General features: G+C 69.9%; 15 protein-coding genes. 6 read left to right on the top strand and 9 right to left on the bottom strand.

Features of this window, described 5'->3' with window-relative positions; genetic code table 11:
• Positions 1 to 3: 3 nt before the first annotated feature.
• The 5 genes from C6Y44_RS08335 to C6Y44_RS08315 all read right to left on the bottom strand — a co-directional run bounded on the left by C6Y44_RS08335 (position 4) and on the right by C6Y44_RS08315 (position 5,315).
• On the bottom strand, positions 4 to 1,656 hold the full coding sequence (locus C6Y44_RS08335) for an ABC transporter permease (RefSeq protein ID WP_059383666.1): 1,653 nt from the start codon (positions 1,654 to 1,656) through the stop codon (positions 4 to 6).
• A complete protein-coding gene (locus C6Y44_RS08330) occupies positions 1,653 to 2,597 on the bottom strand; it encodes an ABC transporter ATP-binding protein (protein WP_192378741.1) in 945 nt (314 codons plus the stop codon). Before C6Y44_RS08330 ends, C6Y44_RS08335 begins: the two co-directional genes overlap by 4 nt.
• Positions 2,598 to 2,607: 10 nt before the next feature.
• Positions 2,608 to 3,264, bottom strand: coding sequence for a TetR/AcrR family transcriptional regulator (locus C6Y44_RS08325; RefSeq protein ID WP_059383664.1), 657 nt, complete (start codon positions 3,262 to 3,264; stop codon positions 2,608 to 2,610).
• Between the two features lie 104 nt (positions 3,265 to 3,368).
• Positions 3,369 to 4,907 (bottom strand): carboxylesterase/lipase family protein, encoded by a 1,539-nt coding sequence (locus C6Y44_RS08320; RefSeq protein WP_059383663.1) that lies wholly within the window; start codon positions 4,905 to 4,907, stop codon positions 3,369 to 3,371.
• A gap of 93 nt (positions 4,908 to 5,000) precedes the next feature.
• Entirely contained in the window at positions 5,001 to 5,315 is a 315-nt protein-coding gene (locus tag C6Y44_RS08315; RefSeq protein WP_225623759.1) for a non-ribosomal peptide synthetase, read from the bottom strand.
• A 341-nt stretch (positions 5,316 to 5,656) separates the two neighbouring features.
• Here C6Y44_RS08315 and C6Y44_RS08310 point away from each other — a divergent pair, with 341 nt between their 5' ends.
• Positions 5,657 to 6,691 (top strand): alpha/beta hydrolase, encoded by a 1,035-nt coding sequence (locus tag C6Y44_RS08310; RefSeq protein WP_225623758.1) that lies wholly within the window; start codon positions 5,657 to 5,659, stop codon positions 6,689 to 6,691.
• Positions 6,692 to 6,740: 49 nt separating this feature from the next.
• Here the strand turns inward: C6Y44_RS08310 and C6Y44_RS08305 are convergent, their stop codons facing one another.
• Positions 6,741 to 6,947: a hypothetical protein gene (locus C6Y44_RS08305; protein WP_202400096.1), complete on the bottom strand. Its 207-nt coding sequence runs from the start codon at positions 6,945 to 6,947 to the stop codon at positions 6,741 to 6,743.
• Positions 6,948 to 7,096: 149 nt separating this feature from the next.
• Between C6Y44_RS08305 and C6Y44_RS08300 the strand changes: the two genes are divergently transcribed.
• The gene (locus C6Y44_RS08300) at positions 7,097 to 8,530 is read left to right on the top strand and encodes a T3SS (YopN, CesT) and YbjN peptide-binding chaperone 1 (protein WP_159418729.1); all 1,434 of its coding nucleotides are present in this window, start codon (positions 7,097 to 7,099) and stop codon (positions 8,528 to 8,530) included.
• On the opposite strand, the gene C6Y44_RS08295 is transcribed toward C6Y44_RS08300, so the two are convergent.
• The gene (locus C6Y44_RS08295) at positions 8,521 to 9,051 is read right to left on the bottom strand and encodes an O-acetyl-ADP-ribose deacetylase (protein ID WP_159418730.1); all 531 of its coding nucleotides are present in this window, start codon (positions 9,049 to 9,051) and stop codon (positions 8,521 to 8,523) included. The genes C6Y44_RS08300 and C6Y44_RS08295 overlap by 10 nt on opposite strands.
• Before the next feature lie 61 nt (positions 9,052 to 9,112).
• Here C6Y44_RS08295 and malQ point away from each other — a divergent pair, with 61 nt between their 5' ends.
• Complete coding sequence (gene malQ, locus C6Y44_RS08290; protein WP_159418731.1) at positions 9,113 to 11,236, top strand: 4-alpha-glucanotransferase; 2,124 nt, start codon at positions 9,113 to 9,115, stop codon at positions 11,234 to 11,236.
• A gap of 75 nt (positions 11,237 to 11,311) precedes the next feature.
• On the opposite strand, the gene C6Y44_RS08285 is transcribed toward malQ, so the two are convergent.
• Together C6Y44_RS08285 and C6Y44_RS08280 are read right to left on the bottom strand one after the other, a co-directional pair.
• Positions 11,312 to 13,102, bottom strand: coding sequence for an AMP-dependent synthetase/ligase (locus C6Y44_RS08285; protein ID WP_159418732.1), 1,791 nt, complete (start codon positions 13,100 to 13,102; stop codon positions 11,312 to 11,314).
• A complete protein-coding gene (locus tag C6Y44_RS08280; protein ID WP_120282064.1) occupies positions 13,095 to 13,583 on the bottom strand; it encodes a MarR family winged helix-turn-helix transcriptional regulator in 489 nt (162 codons plus the stop codon). Before C6Y44_RS08280 ends, C6Y44_RS08285 begins: the two co-directional genes overlap by 8 nt.
• Before the next feature lie 175 nt (positions 13,584 to 13,758).
• Between C6Y44_RS08280 and C6Y44_RS08275 the strand changes: the two genes are divergently transcribed.
• From C6Y44_RS08275 to C6Y44_RS08265, 3 genes are read left to right on the top strand one after another with little or no spacing between them, the layout of a single operon-like run.
• The gene (locus tag C6Y44_RS08275) at positions 13,759 to 15,348 is read left to right on the top strand and encodes a DUF2397 domain-containing protein (protein ID WP_159418733.1); all 1,590 of its coding nucleotides are present in this window, start codon (positions 13,759 to 13,761) and stop codon (positions 15,346 to 15,348) included.
• Positions 15,345 to 16,475 carry a TIGR02678 family protein gene (locus C6Y44_RS08270; protein WP_159418734.1) on the top strand — a complete coding sequence of 377 codons (1,131 nt, stop codon included), beginning with the start codon at positions 15,345 to 15,347 and terminating at the stop codon, positions 16,473 to 16,475. The genes C6Y44_RS08275 and C6Y44_RS08270 overlap by 4 nt, the downstream gene beginning before the upstream one ends.
• On the top strand, positions 16,472 to 20,698 hold the full coding sequence (locus C6Y44_RS08265; RefSeq protein WP_192378740.1) for a TIGR02680 family protein: 4,227 nt from the start codon (positions 16,472 to 16,474) through the stop codon (positions 20,696 to 20,698). The genes C6Y44_RS08270 and C6Y44_RS08265 overlap by 4 nt, the downstream gene beginning before the upstream one ends.
• Positions 20,699 to 20,742: the final 44 nt, after the last annotated feature.

The following is a 20,742-nucleotide window of genomic DNA, read 5'->3' as shown; positions in this document are numbered from 1 at the left end:
CCGTCACACCTGCACGTCGCGGCGGCGGAAACCGACGATCGCCGCTGCGACGAGCAGCACCGCCGCAACCGCCGGGACGATCAGCGGCATCACCGTCACCCCCTCTGCGGGCACCAGCGGGACATGCGAGAACGGCGACAGTGCGACGAGTTCGTCGGGGAGGTTCAGCATCTCGCCGAGCCACGCGACGAACACCATCCACACCACGAGCACCCACACGAGCCCGGTGGCACGCGGCACGCAGCCCAGCAGCGCGAACGCCACGGCGACCACGAGGATCGCAGCCGGCGCGTAGGCCAGGGACGCCGCGATCATCCGCGGCATCCACCCCCAGTCGCCCACCGCGAGCGCGACCCCCAGTCCGGTCGCAGCACCGGAGACGAGCAGCGCCACGACCAACTGGACGACGATCACGCCGAGTGCCGCGAACAGCCATGCGCTGCGCGCCGTTCCGGTGACGATCACGAGACCGGAACGTCCACCGTCCTCCTCGCTGCGCATCCGCATCACGCCGGACACACCGAAGGCGGTGGCGCCGAGAGCGAGGAACATCAGCATCATCCCGGAGAATGAGGCGGTGAGGGCGTCGGGGTCCACGCCGACCATGTCCAGCACCTGCGGCATCTCGTCAATGAGGTCCTCGACGGAGCTGGCGAGAGCGCCCATCGCGACGCCGAACAGGACCAGTCCCGTCAGCCAGCCCACGAAGGCTCCGCGCAGCAGGCGGCGGATCAGACCGACCGGACCGAGCAACGCGGAATTTGCCTCGGCGGGTCCGGGTTTCGGTGCCCGCAGTCCGGCTCCGAGGTCGCGGCGCCGCGACAGTGCGACGGCGACGGTGAGCAGCACGACCGTCGTGGCGACGGACAACAACAGCGGCCACCACCGCTCGTCGACGTAGAGCCGGGTCTGCTGGGCCCAGGCGATCGGCGAGAGCCACGACAGCCACGAGCCGGTCGACTCGATGATGTCGCCGGCGCCGCGGACGAAGAAGGCCGCAGCGAGCACTGCGAGCGCGGTACCCGTGGCCGAGCGGGAGTGTTCGCCGAACTGGGCGGTCACTGCCGCGACCGCACCGAAGAGCACCCCGGTGACGGCGGAGGCCACACCGAAGGCGACCGAGCCGACGACATCGAGCCCGCCTGCGATGAGCGCGACGGTGATACCGGTGCCCACGATGAGGTTCGCGACCGAGACCAGCATCAGGGCGGCCGCCGGCGGAGCATAGGCCCCGACGGGCAGCGCCCGCAGAAGTTCGAGCCGGCCGGATTCCTCCTGCGCCCGGGTGTGCCGCACGACGAGCAGGATGCTCATGATCGCGGTCGCGACGAAGACGGTCAGGCTCAGTTCGTTCGCGGTCATCGCCCCGAGCGTGTAGTTGTCGATCCCGTAGGCCGGGCCCGTCATGAGTACGGCAGCCGGATTCTCCAGCAGGGCAGCACGGGCCTGACGGGAGGCCTCGTCGGGATAGACCGCGGCCAGGCTGAGGACGGTCGACCACACCGTGAAGGCGAGCGCGAGGGTCCAGACGGTGATGCGCACGCGGTCCAGCCGCAGGTAGAGCCGCAGCAGGGTGCCGAGCCCGGTGAACGGTGCCGCGGACGTCGCGGAGGTACCGCTCGGGGTCGGTACAGCTGTCGGTGTCGTCGTGGTCATCGTGAGGACACCTCCTCCACCGCACCGGCGCCGTTCCCGTCACCGGTGTCGAAGGTGTCGCCGTAGTGCCGCATGAACAGCTCTTCGAGCGACGGGGGCGTGATGGTGAGGTTCTCGACGCCGAGTCCGGCGAGTTCCTGCAGGACCGGGGCGAGGGCGGTGTTGTCGACGTCGAACGCGAGCCGGCCGTCGTCGGCGTAGAGGTCGTGGACCCCGGAGAGCCCGCCCAGTCGCTCGGCAGGGGCACTCGTGGTGGCCCGCACGGACGAGCGCGTCAGGTGCCGCAACTGCGCGAGGGTGCCGGTCTCGACGTCGCGCCCGGCCCGGATGATCGTCACCGTGTCGCAGAGCTTCTCGACCTCGGCGAGGATGTGGCTGGACAACAGGACGGTCGCGCCGCGGTCGCGGAGCCCTCGCACCTCGTCGGTGAACACCGCCTCCATGAGCGGGTCGAGACCCGAGGTGGGTTCGTCGAGCAGGTAGAGCTCGGCGTCCGATGCGAGTGCGGCGACGAGTGCGACCTTCTGCCGGTTGCCCTTCGAATAGGTGCGGGCCTTCTTCGTCGGATCGAGTTCGAACCGCTCGAGGAGTTCGGCGCGACGACGCGTGCGGACCTCGCCCCCGCGGATGCGGGTGAGGACGTCGATGATCTCGCCACCGGTGAGGGTGGGCCACAGGTTCGTGTCGCCGGGCACGTACGCGAGCCGGCGGTGGATCGCGACGGCGTCGGTCCACGGGTCGAGTCCGAGGACGCGGACGGTGCTGGAATCGGCACGCAGCATTCCGAGCAGCACGCGGATCGCTGTGGACTTGCCGGCGCCGTTCGGTCCGAGGAATCCGGCGACGGTACCGCGTTCGACGGTCATCGAGAAGCCGTCGAGGGCTCTCGTGGTTCCGAATGTCTTGACGACGTCGCGGATTTCGATGATCTGGGTGTCCATCTTTCCTCCGTCAGGAGTCGGGGGGTGCCTTCCGTGCTGCCAGAAATGCCTCGAGGAGCGTCGAGTCCGTCAGCAACGGCTCGGTGTAGAGCTCGAGCATCGGCAGCATGAGGCGCTCGGTGTAGGAACGCAGCCTGGCAGGAAATGTCTCGAGATCGAGATACTCGTCCGGACCCGGAAGGTCCATGAGCACGGCGCCGACGCTGAACGAGATGAGGGCGCGTGCTCGTTCGGAGGGGAACCGGCTGGGCCGCACGGTTCCGGCAGCCACCGCCTCTTCGAGATATGCCTCGGTGTCGGCGACGAGTCGGTCGAGGAAGTCGGCGGCGGGTGCACCGCCGGCCCGGAGGGTGCGGAAGAGATAGGCGACCGTGGTCGCGTAGTTCTCGATGTGCTCCATCTGGTCGTTCAGCGCGGCCGGCCCGGCCTGCGGGTCGAGGACGGCACTCTTCGCCTGCCGGATCCCGTCGAGCACGTACCGGTCGCAGTGTTCCTTCAATCCGGCGCGGGATCCGAAGTGATGCACGATCAGCGAAGCGCTGACGCCGCACTCTGCGGCGATGGTGCGTAGTGGCACGCCGACGCCGTACGCGGCGATGCACCGGATCGCGGCGTCGCGGATCCGTGCACGGGTGGTGAGGTCTTCACCGGCGACGGTTGAACGCACGTTTCAAGCGTTGCACACGTGTTCAACCGGATCAACGCACGGAATGTGTCATCGAAGGGTGTACCGCCGGTACTTGCAGATGTGCTCGGCGCTTCGGGGTGCGCTCAGGTGAAGGCCATGACCTGACTGCCCCAGACCCGGCGCATCTCGCCGTCCGGATCCGACTCGACCCTGTCCGTGGAGTCGATGAGCAGGGTCGAACGTTCCTCCACCTCGTACTGCGGCCAGTGCTTCGAGCCGTCCAGCGCCGCCGGCACGCCGTGGTGCGCGAACGCGAGCCAGCGCCGCTGCACACGCCCGGAGACCTCCCCGGCGGACCTGCGGCCGCCGAGCCAGAAGGTCGGATCCCGACCGAGGGTGCCGAAATTACCGAATACGTAAGGTAATTCGGTTGCGTGCCCGGCACCGATCCGCGCAGCCTTGAGCATCGGGGTGGCGTGGTCGAAGCGGTACACCCAGGTCGGCGAATGCGCGCTGTGCGCTTCGGCGACCCACAGCACCGGCATCCGGAAACCGGCATCGCGCGAGAGTGCCATCGCTCCGGCGGGTTTGGGCAGGTCGGGATACGCCGCGACGATCTCGGCGAGACGCTCGGGAGGCAGATCCGTCCGGTCGTCGGCCAGCGCCTTGAACATCGCTTGCACGGCCGTATCGTTCACGGGCATCAACGGCGACTTCATGAAGCGGAAGATCGACGGCTCGTCCTTGTTCGAGCCGATGATCAGCGGGATCCGGTGCGACAGCCCCTTCTGGAAGGCAGCGACCGGATACTTCGGCACCAGGTCGCGATCGACGACCGGGGTCATGGCGAGCGTTCCCGGCACCTTCGTGGGGGTCTCGGCGACGAGCACTTCCGACGCCTCGACCAGTGTGTCGGTCGACATCGTGAGCAGTTCGGCGGCTCGGGACGGCGGTAGGTCGAGGATCTCGAGGAAGCGCTGCGCGACCGTCGCGGCACGTTCGCTGCCGTACACCGAGGTGGCGGGCGGCGACTGGGCGATCGCGCGATGGAAGAAGCCTTCGGCCTTCGGGACCGTCATGAGTGTGGTGACCGACCCCGCACCGGACGATTCCCCGAAGAGCGTGACGCAGTCCGGATCGCCCCCGAAGTCGGCGATGCAGTCGCGCACCCACTCGAGGGCGGCGATCTGGTCCCGGAGACCGACGTTGGATTCGAAGGTGGCATCGGGTGTGGAGAACGACGACAGATCGAGGAATCCGAGCGCACCGAGCCGGTAGTTGATCGTGACGACCACGACATCGCCGCTCTCGCACAGGATTCGGCCGTCGTAGATCTTCTGACCCGAGTATCCGATGATGTAGGCGCCCCCGTGGATCCAGACCATGACGGGGCGGCGGCGGCCGTCGGGCGGCGGCGCCCAGATGTTGAGCGAGAGACAGTCCTCGCTCAACGTCATCTCGGGTTCGATCCCGATCGGACTCTGCCGACTCTGCGGAGCGATCGGTCCGAATCGTGCGCCGTCGAGGACGCCGTCCCACGGTTCCGGTGGTAACGGCGACCGGAACCGCCGGGAACCGGTCGGGGCCGCGTACGGGATGCCCTTCCAGACGTAGACCCCGCCGTCGCGATATCCGCGGACCTCGCCGTATTTGCAGGCGACGGTGAGCGTGTCGTCCTCCACGTGGCCTCCCACCCCGGTCGGTACCGCCGTGCAGTACCGTTCACTTCGTTCGTCGACCTACCGATTCGATGATGGTGGATGCCGGGTCGGTTGTCAGCCGGCTGCGGAGAGAGGTTCGGGGGCCACACAGTCGACGAGATCGATCACGAGTGCGTCGAGTACGTCGCGCAGGTCGCCGCGCGCCGAGTCGGCGAGCGCCGGGAAGACGGTCGCGAGCGCGATGGGCACGAGCGAGGCCTTTCCGAGCAGGATCCCCATGGCCGCATCGAGCTTGACGACCTCGTCGTGCAGCCGGGCGTAGGTGGTGGTGTCCACGCCGTGCGCCACGGCGATCCGGTCGGGCTCGCATGCCGCGGCGTCCGCCACCATCCGGGGCAGGTTCTCCGCGGTGATCTCGTCGGCACTCATGCTTGCAACGTCGAATTTACGCAACATCTCGCCTTCGTTCGTCCCCCAGGAGCGACGCCGGGCCGCGCGCCGCAGTCGAAACATACAGTCAGTGTGGCCCGAAAAGTACGGAATGTGTAGAAGGTCCGGAAAACTTTTTGCACTGCCGGTACCTGACAGAAGGTACATCGCCGAGAACCCACCTTCACCCGGAATCATCACCCTGAGACCAGGACCACAACGATTGCTCCGCGAACCCTCGCGACCTGGATGAACGGGCGTATCCTCGTAAATCCGAAGTCCGTGCAGCCACCCCGACCGGGTCCGACCACGACTCCGGGCAGACCGAGGAGGTGCCGGTCGTGAGCGTCGCCCACGCCGAGTTGCTCCCTCTGCCCGCGCACCGCGCCACGACGCGCGAGTTCGCGGGGGTGAGCACTCAGTCCCGTGCCCTGTCCTTCTCCGTGCGTCGTACCGTGCGGCCGTTCATCGAGGCGTGGTCGTACGCGCCGACCCTCCCCTGGCCGGCGTCGGTGATCGACCGCCTCGCGTTCCCACTCGTGCCGGTACCCGGCACACACCGCCGGCGGGTCGATCTCCCGACGTGCCCGGCGGAACTGCTGTGGGCTCCGGGTGCCGCACCCCCGGCCGCACAGGTCGGTACGGACGGCACCGCCGTCCGGGCCAATATCGACAGCACCGCCGTCCTGTACCTGCACGGTGGCGCATTCCTGTGCTGCGGGCTCACCACGCACCGCCATCTGGTCTCCCGCATCTCCGCCGCAACCGGCGCGCCGGTTCTGGCGGTCGGTTACCGCATGCTGCCCCGCCATCCGATCCGGAGCGCGGTCGAGGACGGGCTCGACGGATTGCGCTGGCTCGTGGCACACGGCTACCCGGTCGAGCGTGTCGTGATCGCCGGGGACTCCGCGGGTGGCTTCCTCACCTTCGCCGTCGCCCACGAAGCCGTACGCCTCGGCATCGGCCGTCCGGCCGGCACCGTCGCCCTGTCACCCCTCACCGATCTCGACCCGCGGGGCAAGCTCGACCATCCCAATTCGCACCGGTGCGCCGTCTTCCCACGACGCGCCGTCGGCGTCCTGTCGACCCTCGTCGATCGCGCCGAGCGCCTCGGTGGCGAAGGCGCCGAGCCGGTCGCCTCCCCCGTCGATCTCGACCTGTCCGAGATGCCTCCCGCACTCATCCAGACCGGATCCGAGGAGATGACCTACGTCGACGCCGAGCTGATGGCCCGGCGGCTGCAACTCGCCGGCGTCTCCACCGAACTCCAGGTGTGGGAGAAACAGGTGCACGTCTTCCAGGCCGCGGCGGGGATCGTCCCGGAGAGCGGCCGCGCGCTCGCCGAAATCGGCCGCTTCGTGCGTGAACTGCGGTGAGACCCGCCTCCCGACGCCATTGCCCTCGAGCCCGCCCCGCCCAGCAGGGTCATATCGAGACCCGGATCGCATAGTCCGCCACGGCATCCGTGGTGCATTCGGGTGTTCCGGCCGGTACGACGACGGGCCACACGGACGGATCGGCCGACCGTCCTGCGGGGATGCGGGCCGGCAGGGTCCGGACGAGACGGATGATGGCGTCGATCATGCGTCGATGGTCGGGCACCTCCGGACGGATCGACACGGTTTCGTTCACCGGGATCGGAACACCTCGGCGGGCCGTCGCAGGCCGAGAACCGTGCGCTTGGGCAAGCCGTCGCTCGTGCGACCCAGCGGAGGAATGCCTGTCGGTGCCGGCGACTAGTCTTTCTCTCGGCTCGACCGCACAGAGAAGGGGGTCCGATCATGGCCGACGCGCAGACCCGGTTCGACCAGGACGTCGACGCGGCCTGGCGCGAGTTCCGCACGCGCCTGGCCGACCATGTCGCGGCCATGTGCGACGGCGACGGCCTGGTCCTCGAACCCTTCACCGACGAGGCCGGTGGCCCTGCCGGGCCGTGCGTGCAGTTCTACGCGTGGGGAGACCGGCTCGTCCGCTGCGAGGTCCCGTCCAACGCACACCTCGCCCCCGACCGGCACCTCACCCCGGTCGACGAGCAGATGCTCCTCGAACTCGGGCTGCAGGCGCCCTCCCGCGGACCGGACGATCCGGAGGACGGCGGATCCCCGGCGTTCTGGATCGATCGTCCTGGCAGCTGGGCCGATCAGCTCGCCGTCATCGCCGTGCGTGCACTTCGTTCGGTGTGGGGTGTTCCCCACCCCCTCTTCCTGCGGGCCGAGACGTTCGGAACGGAGCGCTCGGTCACCGAGCTCACCTCGTTCCTCGTGCCCGAGACGCCGCAGGCCGGTCGCACGCAGGCCCCGCAGGTGCCGCTCGCGGTCGTCCCCACCGGCGACGACCATGTGCGCGAACTGATCGAATCCACCCTGCACGAGCGGATCGACGATCTGCCCGCCTGGGACGAGGACGGCGATCTCGTCCTGCGGATCGCCGGAGTGCTGGTGTTCGTCGGTGTCGGCCCCGGAGGCGGCACCGTCGACCTGTTCGCACCGATCGTCCATTCCATCACCGGACGCACGCGGGCCGCCGAGATCTGCGTCGACCTCAACCGCCGGTGGCCGCACCTGAAGTTCGTGCTGGTCGACGACCGCCTCGCGATCGTCGACCGTGTTCCGGCCGCGCCGTTCGCCCCGGCGCACCTGCTCGGATCGCTCGAGACCATCACTCAGTTCCTCGACACCGTCGACAGTTCGTTCGCCACCCACATCGGTGGCTCGCTGCTGCGCGATCAGGGATTCGACGGGGCGACGGGCGGTGCGACCGATCCGCCCTGGGGCGACGTCTCGCAGTTACCCGACGCCGAGGACGATCTGCCGGTGGCCCTGCTCGCGGTGCGCGACTTCCATCTCGACGGCGCGACCGATGTCGCCGCGAGCACCGTCGCGGCGATCGGCGATCGCAATCCCGAACAGTTGCGGCGGTTCCTCACCATCAGCACCGAACTGCAGGTGTGGTGGGACGGCGAGTCGCAGACCCGCGAGGCAGCGCTCAACACCGACGGTGCTCGGGAGGCACGGGCTCGGGCACTCGAATGGGAGGCGACGAGCCGCTCGCTCGCGGAGGCCCTGCAGTTCCTCGAACAGGGCGAGGGCACCGACTCGGCCGGATCGCGCGCATCGAGATCGAGCGCCGGCCGTGAGGCGTCGCCCGAGCAGCCCGCACTGTTCGACAACCCCGACGAACCGACCCTCTTCGACGGCTTCGGTGATTACTCCTGAGCTGATCCCGCTCGGGACACGGCGCGACGGAGCGCGTCGACAGCGGCGTTGTCGAAGCCGACGAGTACGACGGTCTCCACATCCGTCTGCGTCTCCCGGATGGTGGTGACGGCCTGCAGGGCGGCGTCGTCGAGCGGCCAGCCGTAGACGCCGGCCGAGACGAGCGGGGACGACACCGTGCGGGCGCCGAGGTCCTGCGCGACGAGCAGACTGTTGCGGTACGCCGAACGCAGGATCCCGGATCGGTCCTCGTGCGCCGACCACACCGGGCCCACGGTGTGGATCACCCATCGCGCCGGGAGACGCCCCGCGGGAGTCGCCACCGCACGGCCCGGTTCGAGTCCGTCGGGTAGCGAGGTCGCGCGGAGTTCGCGGCAGGCCGCGAGGATCTCCGGGCCGCCCGCCCGGTGGATCGCACCGTCCACTCCTCCGCCCCCGAGCAGGGAGGAGTTCGCGGCGTTGACGATCGCATCCACCGCGATGGTGGTGATGTCGCCGTGCGCGATGTCGAGAGCGGTCACGCTGTCGACCATATGTTCCGCGCGCTGCCCCCGAGTCGTTTTGCTGGCATGATTCAGGACCGTGACGTCCTCGGCGAAGCTGCGCGAACTGGCCGGAAAGCACGGCATCACCACCACCTACACGGGATGGGGTGGACGCGACCACGATGTCTCCGACGAGACGTTGCGGCGCGTACTCGCCGCGCTCGACGTCCCGGCCGGGACGGACGACGAGGTCGTGGCATCGATCGCCGACTTCGACGACCGCCCGTGGCGCTGCATGCTCCCGCCCGCGCTCGTGGTCGTCGAGGGCGACGACCGGACGTTCCCGGTGCACGTGCCGCACGGCGACCCGGTGTCGGTGTGGGTCGTTGCCGAGGACGGGGCGGAGGTCGACGTCGAGCAGCTCGACGTGTGGGTGGACCCGCGGACCGTCGACGGCCGGCTCGTGGGCCGCGCGACCTTCGCCGTTCCTCGACTGCCCCTCGGCTGGCATGTCGTGCACGCCCGCAGCAACGACATCGAGACCACCGCGGTCCTGGTCGTGACCCCGCGCCGGTTGTCCACCGCCGACCGGCTGCTCGAGAAGAAGCGCTGGGGTCTTGCGGCCCAGATCTATTCGGTGCGCAGCCGCCGGTCGTGGGGCATCGGTGATTTCGCCGACCTGGCCGATCTGGCGGCGATCACGGCCGGTTACGGCGGCGACTTCGTCCTGATCAACCCCGTGCACGCGGCCGAGCCCGTGCCGCCGCACGAACCGTCGCCCTACCTGCCGTCGTCGCGGCGTTTCGTCGACCCGCTGTACCTGCGTATCGAGGACATCCCGGAGTTGGCCTACCTCCCCGCGAAACACCGCAAGGAACTCGACGAGCACGCGCAGCGCGCGGCGAAGGCGAACCGGAAGGCACGGCGTCTCGACCGGGATGCGACCTTCCGCGCGAAACTCGACGTCCTCGAGCGCGTGTACCGGGTGCCACTCGGCCCCGCTCGACGCGCACGGTACGAGGCGTTCTGCGCCGAGGGTGGGCAGGCGCTCGACGACTTCGCGCTGTGGTGCGCGCTGTACGAGAAGTTCGGCGACCGCGCCGACCGGTGGGCGTCGCGCGCCCCGAGCCCCGACGACCCGAAGGTCGCCCGGTTGCGCGAGCGACTGGCCTCGCGGATCGACTTCCACCGGTGGCTGCAGTGGTTGTGCGACGAGCAGCTCGCGAACGCCCAAACCGCTTCGCTCGCAGCCGGTTCCGATATCGGCATCGTGCACGACCTCGCGGTGGGTGTCGGCCCGCACGGCGCCGACGCCTGGACACTGGGCGACGCGCTGGCGTCGGGCGTCACGGTGGGCGCCCCCGCCGACGACTTCAACCGCAACGGTCAGAACTGGAATCAGCCGCCGTGGCGGCCGGATCGTCTTGCGGAGCTGGGATACATCCCCTTCCGCGATGTGGTGCGCTCGGCGTTGCGGCACGCGGGCGGTGTCCGGGCCGATCACATCCTGGGACTGTTCCGCACCTGGTGGGTGCCGGAGGGGATGTCGCCTGCCGACGGCGCGTACGTCCGCAGCGACCACGAGGCACTCGTCGGCATCCTGGCGCTCGAGGCGCATCGCGCCGGCGCCGTGGTCGTGGGTGAGGACCTCGGGGTCTTCGAGGAGTGGGTGCAGGAGTATCTTGCCGAGCGCGGCATCGCCGGGACGTCGATCCTGTGGTTCGAACGCGACGAGGACTCCCCGCGCGGGCCGGAGACCTACCGCCCCCTGTGCCTGACCTCGGTGACCACACACGACCTCGCGCCCACGGCGGGATATCTGGCGGGCGACCACATCCGGCTGCGGTCGGAGCTCGGTCTGCTCGAGGGCGACCTCGACGCCGAACTGACCGATGCGGCCGCCGAACGCGACTCCGTTCTGGCGCTCGCGGTCGAACGGGGTCTGCTCGACGAAGGCGAGACCGACGTCGATCGCCAGGTCGAGGCACTGCACCGGCTGATCGCGGCGAGTCCGTCTGCGCTGCTGGGTGTTTCGTTGGCGGATGCGACCGGTGAGCGACGCAGCCAGAACCAGCCGGGCACCGTCGACGAGTATCCGAACTGGCGGGTTCCGCTCGCCGATGCCCGCGGCAAGGTCGTGCTCGTCGAGGATCTCGTCGACCACGACGGATTCGCGAGACTGGCCCGTGCGGTCTCCGGAGACACCTCACCGGTGGAGTGACATCACACGAAGGCTGCGGCCGCCGATCCGGATGTCGGATCGGCGGCCGCGGCTCGAGTACGCACCCCTAGGGCATCACTTCGCGTACAGGGCGTCGATCTCGTGGGCGAAACGCTCGGTGACGACGTTGCGCTTGATCTTCAGCGTCGGGGTGAGCTCACCGGACTCCTCGGTGAGATCGCGGTCGAGGATGACGAACTTCTTGATCGCCTCGGTGTGCGAGACGAGGGTGTTGGCGTCGTCGACGATGGTCTGCACCGCGTCGCGTAGCGCGGGATCGTGGCGCAGGTCCGCGATCGTCGCACCGGTCGGCTTTCCGTTCTCGGTCTTCCAGTTCTCGAAGACGTCCGAATCGACGGTCACCAGGGCTGTGACGAAGCTGCGTCCGTCGCCGACGACGACGGCCTGGGAGACGAGGGTGTGCGACCGCATGCGGTCCTCGATCGGCCCGGGCGAGACGTTCTTGCCGCCGGCGGTGATGATGAGGTCCTTCTTGCGCCCGGTGATGGACAGGTAGCCGTCCTCGTCGAGCGAGCCGAGGTCGCCGGTGCGGAACCAGCCGTCGTGGAACGCTCCCTCGGTGGCCTCGTCGTTGCGCCAGTAGCCGTCGAAGACGACCATGCCGCGCAGCTCGATCTCGCCGTCGTCCGCGATGCGCGCCGAGTTCCCGCCCATGGGACGTCCGACGGTGCCGATCTTCTGCGCGCCGGGCGTGTTCACGCTGTGTGCGGCCGTGGTCTCGGTGAGGCCGTAGCCCTCGTAGATCGGCACGCCGACGCCGCGGAAGAAGTGACCGAGGCGGGGGCTCAGGGCACCGCCGCCGGAGATCGCGTACCAGCACTCGTTGCCCATGGCCTCGCGCAGCTTGGAGTAGACCAGCTTGTCGGCGACGGCGCGCTTGGCCTTCAGCGTCAGGGTGGGGCCGCCCTGGTCGAGCGACTCGCTGTAGGCGATGGCGGTGCGCTCCGCGAAATCGAAGATCGCCGCCTTGACCGGTCCACCGGCCGCCGCCTTGCCCGCTGCCGCGTCGCGCACCTTCTCGAAGACGCGCGGCACACCGAGGATGATGTTCGGCGAGTACCGGGCGAACTGCGCGGAGACGGTCGAGAAGTCCGCCCAGTGGGCCTGCGCCGTGCCGGATTCGAAGAGCGCGAGCGACACCGCGCGCGCCAGCACGTGCGCGAGGGGCAGGAAGGTCAGGCCGCGGTTGCCGGGCTTGGCGACGATACCGACGTCCGAGGTGAGGATCGACCGGACCTCGGCGAGGAAGTTGCGGTGGGTGAGCATGCAGCCCTTGGGCCGCCCGGTGGTTCCCGAGGTGTAGACGAGGGAGGCCAGGCCGCTGGAACGGATTCCGGCCAGGCGCGTGGTGATCTCGGCGTCGTCGACGTCGGCGCCGTCGGCCGCGAGCGTGTTCACCGCGCCGTCCTCGATCTGCAGGATGCGACGGAGGGTGTCGGGCATGTCGACGAAGAGCTTCTCGTGCCGCGCGGTCTCGACGACGGCGAGGACGGCCTCGGAGTCCTGGAGGATCCAGCGGATCTGCTCGGTGGACGAGGAGTCGTAGATCGGTACCGACACCGCGCCGGCCGTCCAGATCGCGTAGTCGAACAGCGACCACTCGTAGCGGGTGGCCGAGAGCAGCGCGACACGATCACCGGGCTGCACACCGTTGGCGATCAGGCCCTTGGCGACGGCCTTCACCTGGTCGGCGAACTGCTGCGCGGTGACCGCGACCCAGTCGTCACCCTGCGGCCGGGAGTACATCACGCGGTGCGGAGTCTTCTCCGCATGGGTGAACACCGTGTGGACGACCGATTCGTCGTCACCGATGGTGAACGGGGCCGGGGTCGAGTACTCACGCACTGCAATCTCCATCGTTCTGGTCGGGAGTCCGGTCGTCGGAATCGATTCCTGCACGGAAGCGACGCAGGAGATCCACGAAGCGTTCGAGTTCGTCCTCGTCCCAGCCCTCGAGGCCGGCGCGGACGTCATCGAGACGACGCACGACCGCACCTTCGAGAACTGTCGCTCCGTGGTCGGTGAGCCGGAGAGGATGTCCGGCACGTGCCGGACCGGTCCCCGCCTCGACCCAGCCCGCATCGACGGCGTGACGCAGTTGGCGCGACACGGTCGAGCGGTGGACACCGAAGACCTCGGATATGTCGGTGGCGCGGCAGCCCGGATTTCGGGAGATGAAGCCGAGAAGCGAATGCTGGACCAGCGAGAGTCCGTTGTCCTGCGCTCGTGCTCCGGACGTCAGGAAGCGCACGAGAAGCACGAACTCCTCGTATACGCGGGCAACGCCGTCCGCGGACGGCCGCCGGGCCTGCCGATTGTGTTGCACAGGGCAACTATAAACGCGAGTGAGGCACGGCACGAATCCGCGCGGTGTCCTGCCGATTCCCGGTCTGTCTCTTCACAGCCCGTGCGCGCACCCGGTGAACTCGCCCACCCCGCTCGGCGTTCACCGGGCTAGCCTGTCTGTCCGTACGGCGTCAGCACTCGGGAGAAGAGGTCGGATGGGCGAACACATCGGTCGCGACCTGTTCCGTCATCTCGTCGCCGACGAAGCGGACGAGTACCTCGCGGTGATGGACTGCTTCACCGACCTCCTGCTCGCCGATCTGTCCACCGACGATATCGCGGTCTCGTGTGCGCGGCGCGGCGTGGCGCTCGACATCACGGTCGTCGCCGCCCGGTGCCGCAGCCTGGTCCGGTGGGGCAATCTCGCGCTCACGAGCGGCGGAACCGGCGGCGGTGGCACCGGCGGCGGTTCCCACCGGCGGAGCGCCCCCGAGACCGCCTCGACCGAGAGCCTCGCCCGGTACCGGCCGACACCCGCCGGGCTGCGGGTGCACCGCGAGACCGGCAGGCTCCTCTCCACCTCCGACGACGTGCGCGGCGTGGCACGCGAGTCGCTCCGGTGTGTCGCGGACGGACTCGCCCGAATCGAGGAGCTGCTGGTGGACGACGGGAGCGTGCTCGACCGGGACGAACTGGCCGCCCACGTCACCGCCCTGTTCTCGCACCACCGGTCGTTCACCGACAGCGTCGCCGACTTCTATGCGCACCTCGCCGAGATCCTGAGGCGTCTCGAGCACTCCGGCCGTCTCGGACACTCCTCCGAGCACGAACGCGCCGGGGTGGTCGACGACTACGCCGAGACCAAGAACCTGCTCCTCGACTACGTCGACGTCATCGGTTCGGACGTCGAGCGTCTCGCCCCTCTCGTCGCCGGCAGGCTCGACCGGATCAGGCCGCGTCTGGACTCCCTGATCGCCGCGTTGCGCGAGTCCGGCCTGCCGAACACCGTGCCTACCAACACAGTGCCTACCAACACAGTGCCTACCAACACAGTGCCCGGCCGGTCGCCCGGTCGCAGTCGCACCGACTGGAACGAACTGGCGCAGTGGTACGCCGAGGACGCCGGCCCGCGCCGCATGCGCGAGGCAGCGGCGGCGGCGCTGAACCGGCTGCTCGTGCGCACTCGGCGGATCACCACGAGCACGTCGGGCTTCTCGCACCGCGCAGATCTCCTGCGCCTGGCCCGGTGGTTCACCGAATCGTCCGACGAACAGGCCCACCGGTTGTTCGCCGCGACCTTCGGTGCCTTCCCGAGCCGGCACCTGCTGCTCGGCCCCGACGATACCGACCCGCGAGTGGGTGCGGGCACGTCGTGGTGGCGGGCCGATCCCGTCGTCGTGCCCGTGTCGTTGCGCGAACGCGGCGACCACACGTCTCGCGGGGCCGTCGGCCGACTCCCCGATTCGCTGCCCGGCCGGGTCCGGGCCGACGAACTCGCCCGGCGCGAGTCGCGCCGCCGCTCCGACGCCGTCGCCGAACTGGGTGCGGCGGGCGACCTGCACGGAGCGGACCTGTCGACGGAGGCGCGCGACATCCTGCTCGACGTCCTCGCCGCTGCGCTCGCGGGCCACCGCACCACCGACGGTCCGATGCATGTGGACGATCCCGATCTCGGGTTGTCGCTGACGGCGGAGCCCGGCGCCGACACCGTGGTGCGCTCCCCCGACGGCGATCTCACCGTGCACGGCTTCTCGCTGCGCATGTCGGTCACGACATCGCTCGACCACAGTGCGGTGGCGCCGTGAGCACCTCGTACGCGAGCGCGGTGTCCGGGGACGTCTCCGGTCGGCGGGACGCCGCACGGGCGCTGCTGCAACAGCCGATCGTCACCGCCGCGACCGATCGGGAGGCCTTCGGCCTCGTTCGGCGTCACGCCCCGGCCCTGAAGTCGATGTTCGCCGACCGCCTCGGATACCGGCTCGTCGTCGAACCGACCTTCGCCCGCCTGATCAAGGCACCGCTCGGTCCCACGTCACCGCACCGCGCTCTCCGCCACGCCGACGGTTCCGAGTTCGGCGCGATCACCTATGCGTGTCTCGCGCTGGTGTGCGCGGCACTGATCGAACCCGGGACCGGCGAGAGGGTGTCCGTCGACGACCTGCTCGAGCAGGTACGCGCCGACGCGCGCGAGAACGGGATCGTGTTCGGCGACCCGGTGTCCGAGGAGCGGAACTTCGCCGCGGCCCTGCGCGTCCTCGAGGAATGGGGCGTGATCACCGAGTCCGCTCGCGGGGACGAGGCGACCGGCGACGGGCCGCATCTCGACGTCCACCGCGACCTGCTCCCCCATCTGCTCGACACTCCCCTGCACGGGATGCCCGGTCCCGCAGCGGCACTCGCACGTCACGAGCACGAACCCGCCGCCCGCCGCCTGTACCGCAGGCTCGTCGAGGATCCGTTCGTCGCGCGTGACGAACTGGACGACGAGGCGGCGGCAATCCTCGCCCGCGACCGGCACGAGCTCACCCGGATGCTGGAGGACGACTTCGGTCTCGTACTCGAGGTGCGTGCCGAGGGTGCGCTCGCGTACGACCCGGCCGGCATGCTCACCGACGAGGCGTTCCCGGGGTCCGGCACCCTGAAACACGCCTGCCTGCTGCTCCTGACCGAACTCACCGAGCGGTTCGGTGCCTCGGCGGCGACCACGCTGCACGTCGACGTCCACACGCTCGACTCGGTTCTCGCCGACCTCGCCGCCGCACGTTCCCGCACCTGGAAGAGCATCTACGTCCGCGACCTCGCACTCCTGCGCCGGGACGTGGTCGCACTGCTCGTCCGGCTCGGGCTGGCGCGCCCGCACGAGAACGGACTCGAACTGACCGCACCCGCCGCCCGCTACCGCCCCGTCCCCGCCGAAAGCAAGTGTCGATGACCCACTCGTCCGATCCCTCCGCCCTCGACGAGATTCCTCCACCCCGTTTCCCGGATCGCTGGCGTCTCCACCGCGCCGGCATCGTGAACGTCTGGCACTACCTGGACGTCGAGTTCGTCCTGTCCGGTGGGCGGATGATCCTGCGCGGCACCAACGGATCGGGGAAGTCCCGCGCCCTCGAGATGTTGCTGCCCTTCCTGCTCGACGCCGACCGCAGGCGCATGGACGCGACGGGCGCCGCGAAGGTCGATCTGGACGAACTCATGCGCACCGGGGCGTCGGACACCACCGACCGTGTCGGATATCTGTGGCTCGAACTGGCGCGCCCCAGCGGACATCTCACCGTCGGAGCACAGATCCGGCACCGCGCCGACGCCCGTCGCAGCGACGTGCACTTCTTCACGACACCCCTCCGTGTCGGCACCGACCTGCACCTCGTCGACGACGCCCGTATCCCGCTCTCGCGGGAGCGACTCGCCGAGCTCGTCGGTACCGACAATCTCACCCGTGATCCGGAGCGGCATCGCGAGGCCGTGCGGAGGCTGGTGTTCGGGCTGCACGGGGAGACCGGACGCGAACGCTACGACGGCCTGCTGCAACTGCTGCACACCCTGCGCTCACCCGATGTCGGCCACCGCATCGACGAGGGCCGCCTCCCACAGATCCTGTCGGACGCGCTTCCACCGCTGACCGAGAACATGCTCGCCGAAGCGGGAGGCCGTCTCGACCTGCTCGGTGACACCCGCCAGGAGCAGGTCCGTCTCGAAGCGGCGCACGCACATGTTCTGCGTTTCCATGAGGTGTACCGGAAATACGCGGCGGATCTGCTGCGCGCCGACGCCGAGACCGCCCGCGACCTCGCGCAGCGGGTCATCGAGACGCGACGCGCACTCACCTCCGCGGAAGCCGAGGCGGCCGACCTCGACACGCAGGCCGCCGCGGCGGACACCCGCCTGAAGGAGCGCCGCGACCAGGTCGCCGAACTCGACCGCGCGATCCGCGGACTCGAGACCCACCAGATGTTCCGGTCCGCGGACGATCTCGCGCAGCGCCGGCTCTCCGTCGATGCGCTCCGCCGCGCCGCCGAGCACGCGGCCGCTGCCGCCGATCGCAGCCGCCTGCACGAACGGCGCGACGCCAACCATGCGGCCCGCGCCCTCGACGAACTGTCCTGTTCGGTCACGCATGCCGCGCGACGGCTTGCGACGGCAGGCCGCGACCTGCTGTCGGTGGGTCTTCCGCACGACACCGTGCCGACCACGCTGCACTTCTCCGTCGACCGTCCACCCGCTGTGCTCGAATCCGTGCGCACCGGCATCGACGACACCACCGAGCAGGTGGTGCGGCCGGTCGTCGCGACGGTCCTCCTCGACGCCGGACACGTCGACGAGGTCCGTGATGCGGTCCTGCGTGCCGTCGAGGCGATCCGTCGCCGTCGAGATCAGGCGGGCCGGAGACTGCTCGAGGCGCGTCGTCTCGACGCTGCCGCGCACGCGGTCCGGGAAGCCGAGGCGGCGGCCGACCGCGCGGCCCGCGATGCCGAGCAGCGTGCCGTCGATGCCGCCGAGACGGATGCCGGTGTCGGTGCGGCCGCCGCGGGTCTGCAGCACCGATGGCGCGAGTGGATCACCGCCGACCGCACGACGGCTCTGCTGCCGGAACTCGAGCGGGATCGGGTCGTCCTGATGCGCGGATTGTCCACGCGACTCGACGCACTGATCGACTCCTCCCCCGTCGGCCCCACCGAGACGGACTCCGAGGGCGTCGACCTCGATTCGACGCTCGCCGAGCTTGATTCGCTGCCCGCCGCTGCCGCTCGGTCCGCTCTGAGCGACCTCGCCGGCGCGCCGGCCGAGCGCGAGCGCCGGGAACGTGAGGCGCAGACCACGCGCGAGGATCTCGTCCGGGAACAGGCGGCACTCGACGCGATCGGCGAGGGACCCGAACAGGCACCCTGGCACGTGCGCACCGACGGTGTCCCCCTGTGGCGGGCGGTCGAGTTCGTCGACACGCTCGGGGACGACGACCGTGCCGGGATCGAGGCTGCGTTGCTCTCCGCGGGTTTCCTCACCGCCACGGTCGACGGCGAGGGTCGCTTGCGTGCGCTGGGCGGCCAGGTCCTCGTCTCGCCGCGCGGCGAACCACCGGCGCAGTCCCTGTCGACCGTCCTGCGCCCGGACCCCGAGGCCGACGTGCCGCGCCCGGCGATCGAGGCGGTCCTCAACACGATCGGATTCGAGGACGCCACCGCCGTGGCTTCGGTCTCGCGGGACGGCCGCTGGCACAACGGCGTTCTGCGTGGGCGCCACACCGCCGAGACCCCGCACTGCATCGGCAGGCCTGCCCGGGAGGCCGCGACCGCGGCACGGCGGGTGCGTCTCGACGAGATCCGCGCCGAACTCACCCGGATCGACCTGGCGGTGGAACAGCTGCGCGTCGACTATCCCGACGCGGCGCACCGGCGGGCGGAGATCGACGCGCACCTGTCGACCGCGCCGACCTCGCACGCCCTGCGCGCCGCGCTCGAACGACGTCAGCACGCGTACGCGCATGTGCGGTCCGCGGCGAACACCGCGGTGGAACTGCGCGAGCGGGCGACGACGCTGCGTGCTCGCTGGACCGCCGAGCTCGACGCCCACCGCACGGCGTGCGAGCACTTCGGCGTGCCCTGCGACGTTCCAGAACTGGAGGCGCTGGTCGCCGGATGTGCGTCTGCCGACACGCTGTGCACCGAGCTGGCACGCGATCTCGGTGACGTCCTGGCCGCCCACACCAGGTTCACGGATGCCACCGAGCGGTGTGCGCAGGCCACTGTCGAACGGGTCGACGCGGAGGAGATCGCCGAATCGTGCCGCTACGAATGGCACGCGAAGGCCGCCGTGGTCGCGGCGCAAACGGCGGCCGTCGACGTCGACTCCGCCGACCTGGCGCAGGAACTGCGCGATTCGGAGACCGAACGGGCACGCGCCGACGAACAGTTCCGGCGCACGGTCGCCCATCGCGACCACCTGGGCCGTGCCGTCGCCGAGGTGCTGCAGCGATGTGCTGCCGCACGCGAACGGCTCGACCGCGACCGTCGCGAACTCGCCGCGGCCGCCGAACTGCTCGCCGCTCACCTGCAGCTGCCCGAACTGCGCGCCGCACTCGAGGAGGATCCGGAGTCGGACTCCGCCTCTGCCCGGACGGTTCTGCCTCCCGTTCACCTCGAGGATCCGGATCACGTGCTCTCGGTGGCCCGCACCCTGCTTGCCGCGTTGCCGCCGCGCACGGGAGTCGACGACAACGCGATGCTCGTCGCGCTGCAACAGTTCGACCGCGACCTCACGGCCCAGTTCGACATCGAGCACACGGTGACGCACGGCGCTCATCGCGTCCGGATCGCCGGGGCGGGCGACGACACCACGCCCACGGGCGTCTCGGCCACCCTGACCCGGCAGGTCGAGGACGGTCGGCGGGCACTGTCGCAACGCGAGCACGACGTATTCACGGGATTCGTGCTCGGCGGTGTGGCCGACGAACTGCGCCGGCGGATCGAGCGGGCACGACAGGTGATCGCCGCGATGAACGACAGTCTCGCCGACAGCCGCACGACGCACGGGATCGGCGTGAGGATCGAGTGGCGCCCCGGTGGCGAGGACACCGACGCGGCGCGGATGACGCAGCTGCTCACCGCCACCGAACGGTCACCCGAGGATGCGTCCGACCTGGTCGGGATGCTGCGGCGCCGGGTGGAATCCGCTCACGCCGCCGATCCGTCCGCCGGCTACGCGCAGCACCTGTCGCAGGCACTGGACTACCGGCGCTGGCACGAGGTCGAGGTGACCATCCTCGGCCCCGAACCGGACCGGGAGAGGCGGATCTCCGCGCGCGCCAAGATATCCCAGGGTGAGACCCGGTTCGTGTCGTACGTGGCACTGTTCGCGGCGGCGGACGGTTATCTCTCCGGCCTGCCCGACACCGGCACCGCACTGCGGCTCGTACTGCTCGACGACGCATTCGCCAAGATCGACGACCCGACGATCGGTGAACTCATGGGCCTGCTCGTGCGGCAGGACATCGACTTCGTCATGACCGGGCACGCACTGTGGGGTTGTGTGCCCGAGGTGCCCGAACTCGACGTCTACGAGGTCCGGCGACTCGCCGACGGTGCGGCCGTGACGACCCGCGTGCACTGGGACGGCCGCGTGCGGCGACTCCGACCACTCACCGAGCTGTCGACGTGACCGAGCCGGAGACATGACCGGGCTTCGGAGACGACTGCGGCGGA

This window comes from Rhodococcus rhodochrous (genome assembly GCF_014854695.1).
Lineage (GTDB): Bacteria > Actinomycetota > Actinomycetes > Mycobacteriales > Mycobacteriaceae > Rhodococcus.
Note: the sequence above shows the minus strand (reverse complement) of the source record. Positions and strands in the feature narration are given on the sequence as shown.

Coding starts and splice junctions, on each gene's coding strand:
- C6Y44_RS08265 (WP_192378740.1), top strand. CDS start 16,472: ATGACCCACTCGTCCGATCCCTCCGCCCTCGACGAGATTCCTCCACCC.
- C6Y44_RS08275 (WP_159418733.1), top strand. CDS start 13,759: ATGGGCGAACACATCGGTCGCGACCTGTTCCGTCATCTCGTCGCCGAC.
- C6Y44_RS08335 (WP_059383666.1), bottom strand. CDS start 1,656: ATGACCACGACGACACCGACAGCTGTACCGACCCCGAGCGGTACCTCC.
- C6Y44_RS08300 (WP_159418729.1), top strand. CDS start 7,097: ATGGCCGACGCGCAGACCCGGTTCGACCAGGACGTCGACGCGGCCTGG.
- C6Y44_RS08330 (WP_192378741.1), bottom strand. CDS start 2,597: ATGGACACCCAGATCATCGAAATCCGCGACGTCGTCAAGACATTCGGA.
- C6Y44_RS08315 (WP_225623759.1), bottom strand. CDS start 5,315: ATGAGTGCCGACGAGATCACCGCGGAGAACCTGCCCCGGATGGTGGCG.